This is a genomic window from Salipiger sp. ABN3_019, from assembly GCF_056158605.1.
Genome location: NZ_JBSWTP010000001.1, coordinates 1 through 13,126, shown reverse-complemented (window position 1 = coordinate 13,126; position 13,126 = coordinate 1). Strand labels below are relative to the sequence as shown.

The 13,126-nt window shown below is 65.4% G+C and carries 16 protein-coding genes, 1 tRNA gene and 1 pseudogene; 14 read left to right on the top strand and 4 right to left on the bottom strand.

The features are described from left to right. Positions 1-101: 101 nt before the first annotated feature. The 3 genes from ACXAD2_RS00090 to ACXAD2_RS00080 form a co-directional block, all read right to left on the bottom strand. Positions 102-887 (bottom strand): hypothetical protein, encoded by a 786-nt coding sequence (locus ACXAD2_RS00090; protein WP_475165313.1) that lies wholly within the window; start codon positions 885-887, stop codon positions 102-104. Between the two features lie 80 nt (positions 888-967). Further along, positions 968-1,297 (bottom strand): hypothetical protein, encoded by a 330-nt coding sequence (locus tag ACXAD2_RS00085; protein ID WP_475165311.1) that lies wholly within the window; start codon positions 1,295-1,297, stop codon positions 968-970. Between the two features lie 171 nt (positions 1,298-1,468). Further along, on the bottom strand, positions 1,469-1,639 hold the full coding sequence (locus ACXAD2_RS00080) for a hypothetical protein (RefSeq protein ID WP_164197529.1): 171 nt from the start codon (positions 1,637-1,639) through the stop codon (positions 1,469-1,471). Between the two features lie 178 nt (positions 1,640-1,817). On the opposite strand from ACXAD2_RS00080, the gene ACXAD2_RS00075 reads away from it, so the two are divergent. From ACXAD2_RS00075 to ACXAD2_RS00060, 4 genes and pseudogenes are all read left to right on the top strand, one after another. Next, positions 1,818-2,429 (top strand): lytic transglycosylase domain-containing protein, encoded by a 612-nt coding sequence (locus ACXAD2_RS00075; RefSeq protein ID WP_475165309.1) that lies wholly within the window; start codon positions 1,818-1,820, stop codon positions 2,427-2,429. Then, positions 2,426-2,746 carry a TrbC/VirB2 family protein gene (locus ACXAD2_RS00070; protein WP_475165307.1) on the top strand — a complete coding sequence of 107 codons (321 nt, stop codon included), beginning with the start codon at positions 2,426-2,428 and terminating at the stop codon, positions 2,744-2,746. Before ACXAD2_RS00075 ends, ACXAD2_RS00070 begins: the two co-directional genes overlap by 4 nt. Before the next feature lie 60 nt (positions 2,747-2,806). After that, positions 2,807-3,082: a VirB3 family type IV secretion system protein gene (locus ACXAD2_RS00065; RefSeq protein WP_164213867.1), complete on the top strand. Its 276-nt coding sequence runs from the start codon at positions 2,807-2,809 to the stop codon at positions 3,080-3,082. Then, positions 3,072-4,160, top strand: a pseudogene (locus ACXAD2_RS00060) (VirB4 family type IV secretion/conjugal transfer ATPase); the annotation flags it as partial. The gene ACXAD2_RS00065 and the pseudogene ACXAD2_RS00060, both read left to right, overlap by 11 nt. Here the strand turns inward: ACXAD2_RS00060 and ACXAD2_RS00055 are convergent. Further along, a tRNA-Phe gene (locus ACXAD2_RS00055) sits at positions 4,116-4,217 on the bottom strand. The pseudogene ACXAD2_RS00060 and the gene ACXAD2_RS00055 overlap by 45 nt on opposite strands. On the opposite strand from ACXAD2_RS00055, the gene ACXAD2_RS00050 reads away from it, so the two are divergent. The 10 genes from ACXAD2_RS00050 to ACXAD2_RS00005 form a co-directional block, all read left to right on the top strand. Further along, the gene (locus ACXAD2_RS00050; protein WP_475165304.1) at positions 4,176-5,444 is read left to right on the top strand and encodes a VirB4 family type IV secretion system protein; all 1,269 of its coding nucleotides are present in this window, start codon (positions 4,176-4,178) and stop codon (positions 5,442-5,444) included. The genes ACXAD2_RS00055 and ACXAD2_RS00050 overlap by 42 nt on opposite strands. Further along, on the top strand, positions 5,441-5,674 hold the full coding sequence (locus tag ACXAD2_RS00045) for a hypothetical protein (protein WP_475165301.1): 234 nt from the start codon (positions 5,441-5,443) through the stop codon (positions 5,672-5,674). The genes ACXAD2_RS00050 and ACXAD2_RS00045 overlap by 4 nt, the downstream gene beginning before the upstream one ends. Then, positions 5,649-6,815, top strand: a complete 1,167-nt coding sequence (locus tag ACXAD2_RS00040; RefSeq protein WP_475165300.1) for a lytic transglycosylase domain-containing protein — start codon at positions 5,649-5,651, stop codon at positions 6,813-6,815. The genes ACXAD2_RS00045 and ACXAD2_RS00040 overlap by 26 nt, the downstream gene beginning before the upstream one ends. Further along, positions 6,808-7,638 carry a type IV secretion system protein gene (locus ACXAD2_RS00035; protein ID WP_475165297.1) on the top strand — a complete coding sequence of 277 codons (831 nt, stop codon included), beginning with the start codon at positions 6,808-6,810 and terminating at the stop codon, positions 7,636-7,638. Before ACXAD2_RS00040 ends, ACXAD2_RS00035 begins: the two co-directional genes overlap by 8 nt. 37 nt (positions 7,639-7,675) lie before the next feature. Then, a complete protein-coding gene (locus ACXAD2_RS00030) occupies positions 7,676-8,188 on the top strand; it encodes a hypothetical protein (protein ID WP_475165295.1) in 513 nt (170 codons plus the stop codon). Continuing rightward, the gene (locus tag ACXAD2_RS00025; RefSeq protein WP_475165292.1) at positions 8,188-9,240 is read left to right on the top strand and encodes a TrbL/VirB6 family protein; all 1,053 of its coding nucleotides are present in this window, start codon (positions 8,188-8,190) and stop codon (positions 9,238-9,240) included. The genes ACXAD2_RS00030 and ACXAD2_RS00025 overlap by 1 nt, the downstream gene beginning before the upstream one ends. A gap of 22 nt (positions 9,241-9,262) precedes the next feature. After that, positions 9,263-9,916, top strand: coding sequence for a VirB8 family type IV secretion system protein (locus ACXAD2_RS00020; protein ID WP_475165290.1), 654 nt, complete (start codon positions 9,263-9,265; stop codon positions 9,914-9,916). Positions 9,917-9,918: 2 nt separating this feature from the next. Next, positions 9,919-10,659 carry a TrbG/VirB9 family P-type conjugative transfer protein gene (locus ACXAD2_RS00015; RefSeq protein WP_475165288.1) on the top strand — a complete coding sequence of 247 codons (741 nt, stop codon included), beginning with the start codon at positions 9,919-9,921 and terminating at the stop codon, positions 10,657-10,659. Position 10,660: 1 nt separating this feature from the next. Then, positions 10,661-12,196 (top strand): TraB/TrbI/VirB10 family type IV secretion system protein, encoded by a 1,536-nt coding sequence (locus ACXAD2_RS00010; RefSeq protein ID WP_475165286.1) that lies wholly within the window; start codon positions 10,661-10,663, stop codon positions 12,194-12,196. Beyond that, on the top strand, positions 12,196-13,126 hold a 931-nt coding region (locus tag ACXAD2_RS00005; RefSeq protein ID WP_475165285.1), incomplete at its 3' end, for an ATPase, T2SS/T4P/T4SS family. The genes ACXAD2_RS00010 and ACXAD2_RS00005, both read left to right, overlap by 1 nt.

Below are 13,126 nucleotides of genomic sequence, written 5' to 3'. Positions count from 1 at the left end.
GTGGGAAAACTGCTCCTTTCTTTCCAAGCGCCGCATGTGGCGACGGGCCTGCCTCTTTTGGTCCGCTCTGCAAGCCGCGGCCTCGCGCGGCAAACGGTCCGCTAGTAATTCACCTGCTCGTAGCCGTAGTTGCCCTGGTAGTCCGACCAGTCCACGAAGACCGACCGGCGCGAGATGTAAGGGCAGCTTTCACCCCAGCCCTCATCGCCGACAAAGGCAGCCGGTAGCGCCGAGGGACTGCTGTCACGCCAGTAGAAATCGCCCTGCAAGCCATATCGACCGACACGCACGCGGCTCGAGCGCTCGCAATGGTCATTGTCGCTGCCCCGCTCGCGCTGGCGCATGACCTCGACGCTGTAGACCCGGATCGAGCGCACGAAGTCGAAGACCGGATCACTGATGTCGATGTCGGCCACGCCATTTTCGGAGGTGTAGTCGGCGATCTGCTGCAAGAGGGCGCGCCTCGGGGCGCCCCCTACCCCAGCCTCATTCAGCACCGCAGAGATGAGCGCGTCCAGCGGCACCGCACCTTCACCCATGCCAGCGTGGAACCCGCTGGATTGCGACGGTGATTGGACCGGGTGCGCGCCTCGGTCAAAGGCAACATCATAGAGGCGCTGCGCCGGCGTTTGCCCCGCGTTTCCCGGATAGGCCGCGTGCATCGGGCAGCGCCAGATCTGCAGCGGCGGCTCGATCGGCGACGGCGTGATCCGGCGGATGAACTCCGTCTTTGACGCAACGCAGGGCGCCGAAGCGGGCCAGCCGCCGGAAAGACAGAGCAGGATCGCGCAATCGATCTGGTAGGCGCGCGCCGGCTGCGATGTCACGGCCAAGCTTCCGGCAAATGCCACGGCAGCCGTGGCCGCAGCGCCGAGGAGATGCTTCATCGCCCTACTCCCGTTAAAAGTGTGCCTGCAACCAATCACATCACTTCTTTGGATGTCCAGCGGGTTTTGCGCTCGATCCATCATTCTTGAATATGTTTCTGATCTGAATGAAGAGCTTGCAGGCGCGCGTAGGCCTCAAGCGCGGCGTCGATGTCCTGCCGCGCCGTCTCCTCCGCCATCTCCAGGCACTGCAGGTAGCGCTGCGCCTCGGTGAAGTAATTCGAGAACTCCAGTCCAAGCTCATCGCGGTACTCCTCGATGACGTCCTGCGGCAGGTCGGCACTGGGGACCGGCGGCGGCACACAGTCCAGCGCTGTCGTTTGCGCTACGGCCGAGTTTGCAAAACTCGCCGCAACCAAGGCCGCCCCAGAGGCAGCACTTCCGGCGCAGCGGGTGGTATGCACAAACATCCGCATCATGTCTTGTACATCACTATGTGGCACTTTTTACGCTTGTAGTATCTACCAATTACGTATTGCACCATCTTCTGTTTCACGCTACCCAAAAAATGTGTATGCCTCCTCCATGTCACTCGACACATCGAACGACCCCAGGAACGAGGCAAAAAAATGAGAGAAGTTTCACCAGTGATTACGCTTGCGGGAGTGAGGGAAACCCTGGAAGCCGGTGGGACAGTTGAAGTCGAGTGCATCGAAGCGCCAGCGCGCGTGAGCAACCAATTCCAGGCCGCGTGGAAGTTCTACGCTGTTGCCGAGGTTGACGGTCAAACGCACCGACTGCTTCTTGTCCACGGTAGGGATATCAAGACGAGGACCATCCGAACCCTGACAGGCCTCCTGTCCTTCGGCATGGACCTCGGCGTCTCCCCCATTTCCGTTCCGCGTCACGTAGGAGAGCGCGCGGTTTGGAAAACCTATGAGGACACGTCAAAGGACTAGACGGTTTTGTGCCTCCGCCGCGCTCGCGGCGATGGCATCCTGGGCCCATGCCGAGGTCATCGACCTCGGAGGCCCGCGAGACGCGGGGCGGTTCACCGCCTCGGTTCTCGACTTCGGCAAGCCGAGGGATTTTTCTTCTGAAGCCGGGGGCACGCAGGCAATTGCTGCCGCCGTCGCGCCCTCCCGCCCCGGCCTCTCGCGCCTTCATGGCTCCGCTGAGGTCGAGCGCCTGATCTCCACCGTTGCGCAGGCCCACGCTCGCCATCCCGGCCTCCGCCGCGCGGGCATTTCCCCTGTCGAGTGGATCGCCCTCTTCCGGGCCAATATCGCCATCGAGAGCAATTTCCGGCAATCGGCCCGCTCGCATGTGGGCGCGATCGGTCTTGGCCAGCTCATGCCCGGAACCGCGCAGGTCCTCGGGGTCGATCCGCACGACCCGCGCGAGAACCTCGACGGGTCTGCCCGCTACCTCCTCATGCAGCTCGAAGAATTTGGATCGGTGCCCCTGGCGCTTGCCGCCTACAACGCCGGTCCGGATGCCGTCGCCCGGTACCAGGGCATTCCTCCCTACCGGGAGACACAAGGGCACGTTCGCAAGGTGCTCGACGTCTACCTGGCAACCATCGGTAAGGACCGCATATGACCACGATCAGCAAAGGGCTTATAGGCCGCCTCACCTCCCTCAACTGGAAAGGGCTGCTCTACCTCTTTCCCATCTTCGCGCTCATCGCCGAGCCCGCGCTGGCGCAAAACCTCGACCCGCTCGAGAACATGCTCGGCACGATCGTCGATGCGCTGACGGGGCCCATCGGCCGACTGATCGCGATCCTCGCCCTCGTGGGGTCCGGCTACATGATGTTCACCGGCCGCCTCAACTGGCCGCTCTTTCTCGTCATTCTCGTCGGCGTTGTCATCGTCTTCTCCGCCGAAACCATCATCGACGGCTTCACGGCCACCTGACGCCATGAGCCTCCCCGCCCCGTGTGGCGCGGGAGGCCTTCTTCGTTGGAGCGCATGCCGATGCAAGAGCACCCCCTGTTTCTCGGGCTGACACGCCCGCCGAAGTTCTTCGGGCTGCCGCTGGGCTATTTCATCAGCCTGGCGCTCGGCTCGGTGATCCCCTTTGTAGCGTTCGACGATGTGCGGTTCCTCGGCATTGCCCTGATCGCCTACCCGGCCCTTTGGCTCGTCGCCGACCGGAACCCGCATCTCTTCCAGATCGTCGCGGGCGTTCTCTCCACCACCCCGCGCACCCGGACCTACAAGCGAAACGGGGGCGATCGCTATGTCTCTTAACCGCCTCTCCGCCCTCTTCGAAGACAGCGCCCTGCTGCGCTCGGTACTGCCCGAGAGCCTCTTTGCCGAAGAGCCGGTGGCGCGCCACCTGCCCTATCTCTCTGCCCCCGAGGATGACCTCATCCTCACGCGGCAGGGTGATCTTCTCGCCTCGGCCGTCATCGGCGGCATCGACAGCTTCACCGCCGAGGCGCCGGAGATCGAGGCGCTGACGCAGGGCTTTGCCCCCCTCGTCGGCCAGCTTGGCGAACGCTTCGGCTTTTATGTGAACAAGATCACCATCCCCGCAGCACTCGATCTCGCCCCCATGGACGACGGCGGCTTTGCTGCGGAAATCGACCGGCGCTGGCGCGAGACAATAAGGGCCAAATCCCTCAAGCGCCGGGTCCTGCTGCTCACCCTCGCCATGCGCCCGAGCGCCAGCCAGAAGATGGGGCTGGGGCGGGCTGTCAAATCGAGTTTCGAGGCCGACCTCGCGCTGCGCAAGGAGCGCATTGCCGAGGCCATGGGCCTGCTGCAGGCGATGTATCACGCCGTGGGCTTCCGTCGCCTGCGCGTCTCGGACGGCGACTGGCTGGGCTATCTCGGCACGGTGCAGGGTCAGGAGTTTCAGCCGATGCACGGCCATCCCGGCCAGTTTCTCGCGGCCTCCATGACCAACGCGCAATACCTTTTCAAGGGAAAGCGCTTTGCCATCGACAACGGCATGTCCCGCCGCTTCGGCGCGATCTTCGGGGTGAAGGCCTGGCCGAACAAGTCGCTGCCAACCGTGCTCGACGCGCTGGAGCTGCCTTACGACATCGTTGTCACCAACAGCTTCACGCCGATCCGGAACAACGAGGCCGAAGAAAAGATCGCCCGCACCGCCCGGCAGATGGGGGCGACCGAGGATGCTGCGCAATCCCTGCGGGCAGGGCTCTACGATCTGCTCGACGACATCGCCTCCGGGCGCGGCGTGCTGGGCAAGCACCAGCTCACCGTCATGGTCACCGCCAATAGCGAAAAGGCCCTGGAAGAGGCTGCCTCCGAGGTCTGGCGCGCCGGGCAGGAGTCGGGCGCCACGCTGGTGCGCGAGAGCTTTGCCGCCCGCGCCATGTTCTTCAGCCAGGCGCCGGGCAACTGGCGCTACCGGCACCGGGCGGCGCTGACCACCTCGACCAACTTCGCCGATTTTGCCGCCTTCCATGCCGGCGCGCCCGGGCGCGACAAGCACCAGTCGCCCTGGGGCGAGACCATCACGGTTTTGCCCTCAGTCTCATCCTGCCAGTACCGGTTCAATTTCCACGAGCCGGGATCGCGGACCGCGGAACCTTCCGGCGGGCACACGCTTGTGCTGGGGCGCCCCGGCTCGGGCAAGACGCTCGGCACCGCGTTTTTGATGGCGCAGGCCCGCCGCGTCGGCGCGCGCATCGTGGTCTTCGACAAGGACCTCGGTCTTGAGATGGCGGTGCGCGCTTTGGGCGGCACCTACAGCACGGTCCGCATCGGCCAGCCCACGGGCTTCAATCCCTTCCTCACCGAGACCGACAGCCGCGGCGCGGCCTGGCTCACCGATTGGACCGCCGACATTCTCTCGCGGAGCGGTCGCCCGCTCGAGACCTTCCAGACCGTGGCGCTGAATGACGCGATCCGCCGCGTGGTGGCCGCCGAGCCCGAACTGCGCAGCTTCTCGGCCCTGGCCTCGGCGGTGAACCAGACCGACGACGATGGTGATCTCGTCGCCCGGGTGCGCGAGTGGACCGCGGCAGGCCGCTTTGGCTGGCTTTTTGATGAAGAGGCCGAGACCGGCATTCAAATCGGCGAAGACGTCGTCGGCATCGACATGAGCGAGCTGCTCGATCTCGGCACCGAGCGCACCGCGCTTCTGGCCTATCTCTTTCGTCGGATCGAGCGGGTCATCGAAGACCGGCGTCCGACCATCCTCGTCATCGACGAGGCCTGGAAAATGCTGAACGACGAGATGTTCGTGAAGCGTCTGCAGGAATGGCTGGTCACCATGCGCAAGAAGAACTGCGTGGTGATGATGCTGACCCAGACGCCCGGCCACCTCGCGCAGTCGAGCGTTGGGTCAATCATCTCCGAGATGGTCTCGACGCAGATCCTGTTTCCGAACCCCGCGGCCCATCCCGAGGACTACCGCATCCTCAAGCTCAATGACCGCGAGGCGGAGTTTGTCTCGCAAAGCACCGGCGGTCTACGTCTCGCGCTGCTGCGCTCGGCCGGCGACAGCCTCTTCGTCAATTTCGATCTCTCGGGCCTCGGCGCGGATCTCGTCACCGTGCTCGGCGGCGGGGCCAAGGGCGAAGACCGCGCGCCCTTCGAGTGGCGCCGCAACCCTGACTTCTGGAAGGACATGGCATGACAAAGCTCCTCTCCACCGCTGCCCTGATGCTGGCCCTCGCCGGCTGCGCGGCTGGCGTCTCGACCGGGCGCAAGTCGCCCTGCGCCGGCGCCTTCCGGACCGACGGTAGCTACGCGGTCATCCCGGCCACCGCAACGCGCGGCGCCGTGGTGAGCCGAGGCGTCGCATCCCCGTCCCAAATGAGTTTTGCCGCGGAGGGGAGCGATGATTGCCAGTTCTCCCCGCTCTAATTCCGCACGTAGATCAGCCGCATCGCAGACCGGGGCGGCGGGACTGGGCGTGGCCGGGCTGATACTGGCTGCAGTCCCCGCTCCCGGCGCTCTGGCGCAGGGGGTGCCGATCGTCGACGGCTCGAACCTCGCCAATGCGATCTCTCGACTCTCCGAAGGCGAGCGCGACTTTGAAAAACAGCAGGACAAGCTGGGCCGCCGCGAAGCGCAACAGGATCTGCACCAGGAGCAGCTCGAAGCCTACGCGCGCTTCCTCGAGCAGACGACTGGCACGACCGATGTCTCGGGCTTCGAAGACGGCGCGGGAGGTTTCCCGGGTGCCGCGGAGACCTATCCGGTGACGGAGGAAAGCAGCGCCGATGCGCAGCGGCTCTTTGGTGACGATGCCAGCGTCGAGCAGATGATCATCGGGACGGCCGCGAAATACGAGGGCCATGCGGGTGTCGGCGCGGCGGGCCTGACCCCGCTGACCTGGCGCATCCTCTTCCAGTCCCTCATCAAGCAGGAAAGCCGCTTCAACAACGCCGCGGTCTCGCATGTAGGCGCCATGGGCTTTTGCCAGCTGATGCCCGGCACCGCCGCCGATCTTGGCGTGGATCCGCGCGATCCTTGGCAGAACCTCGACGGCGGCGCGCGCTACATTCTCGCCCAGCTCAAGTCCTATGGTCGGATCGATTTTGCCCTCGCCGCCTATAACGCAGGGCCCGGCAATGTCGACAAATACGGCGGCGTGCCGCCCTTCGATGAGACCCAGAACTACGTTCGCCGGATCCGCAGCTACTATGATGGCTATCTCTCGCTCATCACCGGCAAGGATCAGACGGGAACCCTGGCCGGGGTCGATGGCGCCTCGGCGCAATGGGGCAACTGGTCGGATGCCTCCATGGGCTACGCCAGCGAGGTGAACAGCCAGATCGATCACGCGATGCAGCGCATCTATGGCCTCCTGCAGCATGCCAGGACCGAGACCGAAAAGCAGGCCGTCGATCACAACACCTACATGATGGCCGAGCGGGCTCGTCTCATGGCGCTGACCCTGCGCTTGCGCGCCGCGCAGGTGAAGGTTGCAGCCGCCCGCGGCATCTCAGACGCCGCGCAGGGGCTGCAGGCCACGAATTTCTGGGAGTATCGCGATGAGTGAAAGGACCGCTCGCACGGCCCTGCGCCGCCTTGCCATCTGCCTCGGCACCGCCAGCGTCGCGACCCTCTACCTGGCCGCGCCAGGTCTCGCGCAGGGCGTGCCGGTCATCGACGGCTCGAACCTTGCAAAGAACGTCGAGCAGTTGCAGCAGGCGCTGCAGGATGCCGAATACCAGATCGAGCAAATCCAGCAGCTGAAAAAGCAGATCGAGTTGCAGATGGAGCAGATCACCAGCCTCGAGTTCATCGGGGACTCGCTGACCGGCTTCAATGACATCGCCACGCTCTACAACAGCGCCGAAGACCTGCGGGACCGCGCGGCCAAGATCACCGATCTCAGTGGCTTTGCCGATGACCTGGCCATGGGGGATTTCGACGCCCTGCTCGACAATCTCCTCGATGGCGATGTCACCATGGGCGAAAAGCACGCCGCCGAGCAGATGCGCGAGACGCTGGCCTCGGCCGGGCTGACCTCCGACCGGCTCTCGCAGCTCTCCTCCTCGGAGAACCCGCAAGACAAGGTCATCGCCCAAACCGCCGGCACCAGCGCGACGGCGATTGCCGCGGCGCAGCTCTCCTACGAGGAGGCGGAATCCAGCCTCGAGCGGGTCAACGGGCTCGTGGATGAGATCGCCAATCAGGAGACGCTCAAGGAGAGCGTCGATCTCAACACCCGCATGGCAGCCGAGACCAACTTCATGCTCGGCCAGATGTGGCGGCTCAACGCCGCCGCCGGCCTCGCGCAGGGCCAGACCGGCGTGAATTGGGCCGCCGAGCAGGCCAAGGAGCGCAGCTTCTTTGATTACTCGGGCACCGCCGACTGAGCGGCGCCCCACACGCGATTTGAAAGAGGAGACCGATATGTTTGCGAAGATGATCACGGGCCTGACGGCGAGCCTCGTCCTGGCAGGTGCGAGCGGTGTCGCCTGGGCCGAGGATTACAGCGCCGCCTCCGCACCGGAGCTGAGCGCCGCGGCCGTTGCGGCGGTGGAGGCTGAAGATGGTGATGAGCTCCTGGCGATCATGCAGGAGATGCAGAGCCGCAGCATGTATTTTTTCGAAGGCGACGAGGCACTCTGCCGCCGGGAGCCGCCAAAGGTCGGGCTGCTCGCCAAACCGGGCTTCAACTTCGGCACGGCCCGCACCGCCTATCAGACCTTCAATAAGGTCCAGCGCCTCGAGGAGCAGACCTGCACCTGCCCGCAGGCCGCGCGGTCCTTCGAAGAGTTCTCTGTCGAATTCCTTGGCGTGATGCCCGAGGACATCTCCGAGACCGAAATGGCAAAGCTACGCGAGTACAACATCGCAAACGAGAACGCGGTGTATCGGGACTACCGAACTTTCCGCAATGAATCCTGCCGGGACGCGCCCTGATGGCCATCATTGCAGATGTCCTCTCGGCGGTTGATACGACGGCCGCGTCTGTTGGTGCCGCGGCCTACAACGAGGTGGCTGGCTCGGTCATCCCGGTGTTCCGCGTCGGCGCGGTGCTCCTCGTGGCGATGACAGGGATCAACCTGGCCATCCAGGCCGTCCCGATGACGCTCCGCAATGGGCTGAGCCTCATCACGCGGATCGCCCTGGTCATGATCTTCCTGTCCTCCTTTGCCAATTTCGATGCGGTCTACGGCGTTCTGACAGAAACCCCGAGCCAGTTGGGCGGGACCGTGCTTTCAGCCACGACAGGTGACAGCGTCACCGACCTCTACGACGGCCTCGATACGCTCTACATACGGGCCCTCGACCTTGGGCAAGCGGTCTCGGAAAACGGCTCCTACATCTCCGGCGCCCTCGCCAGCCTGCTCATGTTCCTCATCGCAGCCCTGATGGCGACCATCTCCATCGTCGTCATCTGCGCCGCGAAACTGATGATCGCGGTGCTGATCGTGGTGGGGCCGCTGGCGATTGCCTGCACGCTCTTCAAGCAGTCAGCGCCGATCTTCGAGACCTACGCAAAGCTCGCCCTGGGGTTCGCCTTCGTGCCCCTGCTGACCGCAGCTATGGCCGGCTTCACCATTGCGACCAGCAAGATGCTCGCGCCCGATCCCGCGAGCGCCGAGACCATTGGCGACATCATCGGCTTCGTGGTGGTCATGATGCTCGGCACCGGGCTCATGTTCATGGTCCCAACCATTGCCCAATCCCTCGGCTCGACCGCCATCGGCCTCGGGCAAGCTGCCTCCGGCACCTACCAGCAGGCCAAGTCCCACAGCTATGGCGCCGTGGCCGGCGCCCGCGGCATGGCCGAGGGCATGACCGGGCGCAAGGAACCCAAATACGGGATCAGCTCCGGCGCCCGCCGGGAAGGCCATGCGGTCGGCGCGGCAATCTCGAGCGCCGCGGGCGGCGCGCCTGGCAGCGCGGCGGCGGCCGCCCGGCTCGCCGTGTCCCTGGCGCAGAAATCGGTCGCCAAGGGCGGCAAGTAATCGGCCCGCGAAGGAGGTTTTGGTGAAAGAACACAGCTTAGATACGGACATCATCATGGCCCCGCGCCGCAGCGAAAAGCGCGCCTGGATCGTCGCGGGTGTGTCCACCGGTATCTCGGTCCTCATGGCCCTCTCCATCGCCACGATGATGCCGCTCAAGACGACCGAGGTCTTCACCGTGCTGGTGGACCGCGACACCGGCGCGGCGGAGCGCATCATGCAGGTGCAGCCCACCGGCATCGAAGACGAGCAGGCGGTGAAGGAAAGCCTGCTGGTCTCTTACGTCTCGGACCGCGAGTTCTTCCTCATGGCCGGCATTCAGGAGCGCCTCGAAAGCGTGCAGCGCCGCTCGGCCGGCGGCGCCCGGCGCTCGCTGGTGGCGCTCTGGAGCAACGACAGCGACAACGAGACCTACCCGCCCCGCCTCTATGGGCAGGGGGCGGAGGTGACCGTGCGTGTGAAGACCATCACCTTCCTCGAGCCGACCGTCGCCCAGGTCCGCTATGAAAAGACCCTGCGCACGCCGCGGCAGGACAGCGTCACCCGTCCTTTCGTCGCGGTCATCGGCTTTGAGTTTCAGCCGCGCGAGGAACGCGCCCTCGCGCGGGTCTGGGAAAACCCGCTCGGCTTTACGGTGACCAGTTTCAATGTCTCGGCCGAGACGCTGGGAGGCTGATCATGCGACACGCCAAAGCTCTCACCCTTGCCACCCTTCTCCTCCTGCCCCTCCCCGCGCTGGCCGAACGCGCGCCGCAGACCATGGGCCAGGACGCCCGCGTGCGCTCGGTCTGGTACAACCCCTCCGATGTGATCCGTGTGGACACCAACCTGCGGACCAACACCGCGCTCGAGCTCGGCCGCGGCGAGCGGATCGAGCAGGTGCTTCTCGGGGATTCCGAAGCCTTCGATGTCGAGGTTCTGTCCAACCGCAACACGGTCTCGGTAAAACCGGTCATCGGCAGCGCCCACAGCAACATGACCATCTACACCTCGCGCCGCGCGATTGCCTTTGTCCTCACAGAGGGCCGCAGCAAGACCCCGACCTACCGCGTCGCGGTCAAATATCCCGAGGACCAGCCGGCCCGGACCGCGAGTACGCCCAAGGCGATCGGCACCCGCGACACCGGCTACGAATACGCCGGCGGCGGTCAGGCCCGGCCCACGGCGGTCTGGAACGACGGGCATGCGACGTATTTCGAGTTCCGCCAGGGGGTCCGCCCTTCGATCTTCGCGGTCGACGGCGAGGGCTATGAGCTCACGGTGAACTCGCAGACCCGCGGCCGGGTCGTGCGCGTTGGCGGTGTGGCCGAGGCCTTCACCATCCGGATCGGCGACGAGGTGATCTGCATCCGCCACGTGGCGGGCGGCAAGACCGTGGATCCCTTCATCCTCCGCAGCCTTGCCGGGAAGGAGTTCTGAGATGGCCGAGCATAAAGGCACCGACGATCAGTCTTTCGAGGACACCGACTTCGAGGCAGAAGGCGCACCGCAGGAGAAAGCCTACCACGTTGAGCGCAAACCCCGCCGCGCGGCGAAGGGGCTGACCTCGCTCGCCGGCAAACTGGTCTCCGGCATTATCGCGGGCTGCCTGCTCGTGGTGCTGGCCTACGCCATGGTCGCGGGCGAAGAGGACAGCGCGCCCGTGGAAACCTCCAATGTCACCGAATTCCAGGACGGGGCGAGCGGCAGCGGCTTTGGCAATATCGCGCCCGCCGCGGCGCCAGAGCCCGAGGAAGACGGGTTTGACTTCGGCCTCATCCAGGACCAGCTCGACAGTCAGCGCAGCGCGCTCGAAGAGCGCAATGCCTCTCTGCAGGAACAGGTGCAGCAGCTGCAGAAGAGCCTCGCCGATCTGTCCGGTCGTGCGGGCAGTGAGGATAGCGCCGTCGTCGCGGACCTCTCCCGCGCTCTGCAGGAAACGCAGGAGCAGAATGCCCAAATGGCGCAGCAGATGCGCGAGGAGTTCGCCAACCAGCTGAAGTCCCTGCAGGCGGCCAATGAAGAGCGCATGACGCAGCAGGAAGAGACGCTGGAGTCGCTGCGCCGCGAGAATCTGGCGCTGCAGACCGAGATCACCACCGCCAGCAATGACGCCGCGCAGGAGGCTCAGGACGCCGAGGCCGCGCGCCGCCGGCAAGCTGAGCGCGAGGCCGAGCTGGCCGAACGTCGGCGCCAGCAGCAGGAAGAGCTGCAGGCCCGCGTCGAGTCCGAGGCGGTGATCTACGACAGCGGCGCAAGCTCCGGCAGCGCAGAACCGGCGAGCGGCGGACCCGGGGACACAGCCGGCCAGCTGAGCCCGCGCGGGCAGTCGCGCGACAGCGCGCTGCGCGCCTTTGTCACCGGCGGTGCCGGCGGCACTGGCAACACCGGCGGTGCCACGCCAACCGAGCAGGCGACGGAGATTGCCAATCCGTCCTACACAGTCCTGCAGGGCACGATGATCCAGGCCAGCCTAGAGAACGCCGTCGACTCCTCCCTGCCCGGCGCCGTCTCGGCCGTGGTCAACTACCCGGTCTGGTCCTTCGATCAGAGCCAGGTGCTGATCCCCTCCGGCTCCCGCCTCTTCGGCTCCTACAGCTCGGACATCGACATCGGCCAGGGCCGCATCCTCATCGGCTGGACCCGCCTCGTGACACCGGGCGGCCAATCGGTGCAGCTCTCCGCCTTTGGCGGCGACCAGATGGGCCGCTCCGGCATCAGCGGGCAGGTCGACACGCGCTTTGGCACGCGCTTCGGCAATGCCGCGCTGATCTCGCTCATCGGCGCGGGGCCCAGCATTGCCGCCGCGCAGATCGACGATGACACCACCTCCGACATTGCCCGCGATGTCACTGAGGATCTTGGCGATGCCACCAGCTCTGCGGCGGCGGACTACGCCACCCTGCCCCCGATCATCACAGTCGAGCAAGGCAGCGCCATCACCGTTATGGTCGACCGCGACCTGGAGTTCTTCTGATGAACAAGGCTCCGCCGCGCGCCTCCTTCCTTGCGAGCTACCTTGTGCCTCTGTGCCCCTATCTTGGAGACCCTCACGTGGTGGAGGTGGTGATCAATCCCGATGGCGGCGTCTGGGTCGAGCGGCAGGGCGACAGCCACATGCAGCGGGCCGAAGCGCTGAGCTTCGCGCCGGCCCAGGCCGCAGACCTCGCCAAGGCGATCGCCTCGGAGGTCGATGTGCCGCTCTCGGCGAAAAAACCGATCGTCTCGGGCAAGATCACGCATGGCGGCGCGCCGCTGCGCGCGCAGGTTGTGGCGGCGCCAGTGATCGAAGGCGCGCCCTCGATCTGCTTCCGGCGGTATTCGCAGTCCAAGTTCGAGATCGGGGACATGGCCCTGCTGCATGGCGAGCTCGTCGATCTCGACAAGCGCCGTCGCGACCGAGCACAGCAGGTGCGAGAGTTGACCGGCGCGGGCAAGGTGACTGAAGCCATGCAGCTCTGCATCGAGGACCGGCTCAACGTGGTGATCTCCGGCGGCACCTCCACCGGCAAGACGACCTTCGCCCGCGCGCTTCTTGGCATGGTCGATCCGCGCGAACGGCTGGTCACCATCGAAGACGCCTTCGAGCTCTTCCCGGCCCACGCCAACACCGTCTCCATGAAATCGGACCGGCTGCCGGGCTCGGAAAAATCCCCCGCCAAGCTCCTGGAATCCAGCCTGCGGATGCGGCCCGATCGGATCATCCTTGGCGAGCTCCGCGGCTTTGAGGCCCTCACCTTCCTCGAAACGATCAACACCGGCCACGGCGGATCCTTTACCACCATTCACGCCGACACCGCGCTCAAGGCCATCGATCGGCTGGCGATGATGGTGCTCGGCACCGGGCTCAACATGAGCTTCGAAGAGGTGCGCCGCTACTGCGCGCACAGCGTCGATGTGGTGATCC

Coding starts and splice junctions, on each gene's coding strand:
- ACXAD2_RS00090 (WP_475165313.1), bottom strand. CDS start 887: ATGAAGCATCTCCTCGGCGCTGCGGCCACGGCTGCCGTGGCATTTGCC.
- ACXAD2_RS00085 (WP_475165311.1), bottom strand. CDS start 1,297: ATGTTTGTGCATACCACCCGCTGCGCCGGAAGTGCTGCCTCTGGGGCG.
- ACXAD2_RS00075 (WP_475165309.1), top strand. CDS start 1,818: ATGGCATCCTGGGCCCATGCCGAGGTCATCGACCTCGGAGGCCCGCGA.
- ACXAD2_RS00070 (WP_475165307.1), top strand. CDS start 2,426: ATGACCACGATCAGCAAAGGGCTTATAGGCCGCCTCACCTCCCTCAAC.
- ACXAD2_RS00065 (WP_164213867.1), top strand. CDS start 2,807: ATGCAAGAGCACCCCCTGTTTCTCGGGCTGACACGCCCGCCGAAGTTC.
- ACXAD2_RS00050 (WP_475165304.1), top strand. CDS start 4,176: ATGTTCTTCAGCCAGGCGCCGGGCAACTGGCGCTACCGGCACCGGGCG.
- ACXAD2_RS00045 (WP_475165301.1), top strand. CDS start 5,441: ATGACAAAGCTCCTCTCCACCGCTGCCCTGATGCTGGCCCTCGCCGGC.
- ACXAD2_RS00040 (WP_475165300.1), top strand. CDS start 5,649: ATGATTGCCAGTTCTCCCCGCTCTAATTCCGCACGTAGATCAGCCGCA.
- ACXAD2_RS00035 (WP_475165297.1), top strand. CDS start 6,808: ATGAGTGAAAGGACCGCTCGCACGGCCCTGCGCCGCCTTGCCATCTGC.
- ACXAD2_RS00030 (WP_475165295.1), top strand. CDS start 7,676: ATGTTTGCGAAGATGATCACGGGCCTGACGGCGAGCCTCGTCCTGGCA.
- ACXAD2_RS00025 (WP_475165292.1), top strand. CDS start 8,188: ATGGCCATCATTGCAGATGTCCTCTCGGCGGTTGATACGACGGCCGCG.
- ACXAD2_RS00015 (WP_475165288.1), top strand. CDS start 9,919: ATGCGACACGCCAAAGCTCTCACCCTTGCCACCCTTCTCCTCCTGCCC.
- ACXAD2_RS00010 (WP_475165286.1), top strand. CDS start 10,661: ATGGCCGAGCATAAAGGCACCGACGATCAGTCTTTCGAGGACACCGAC.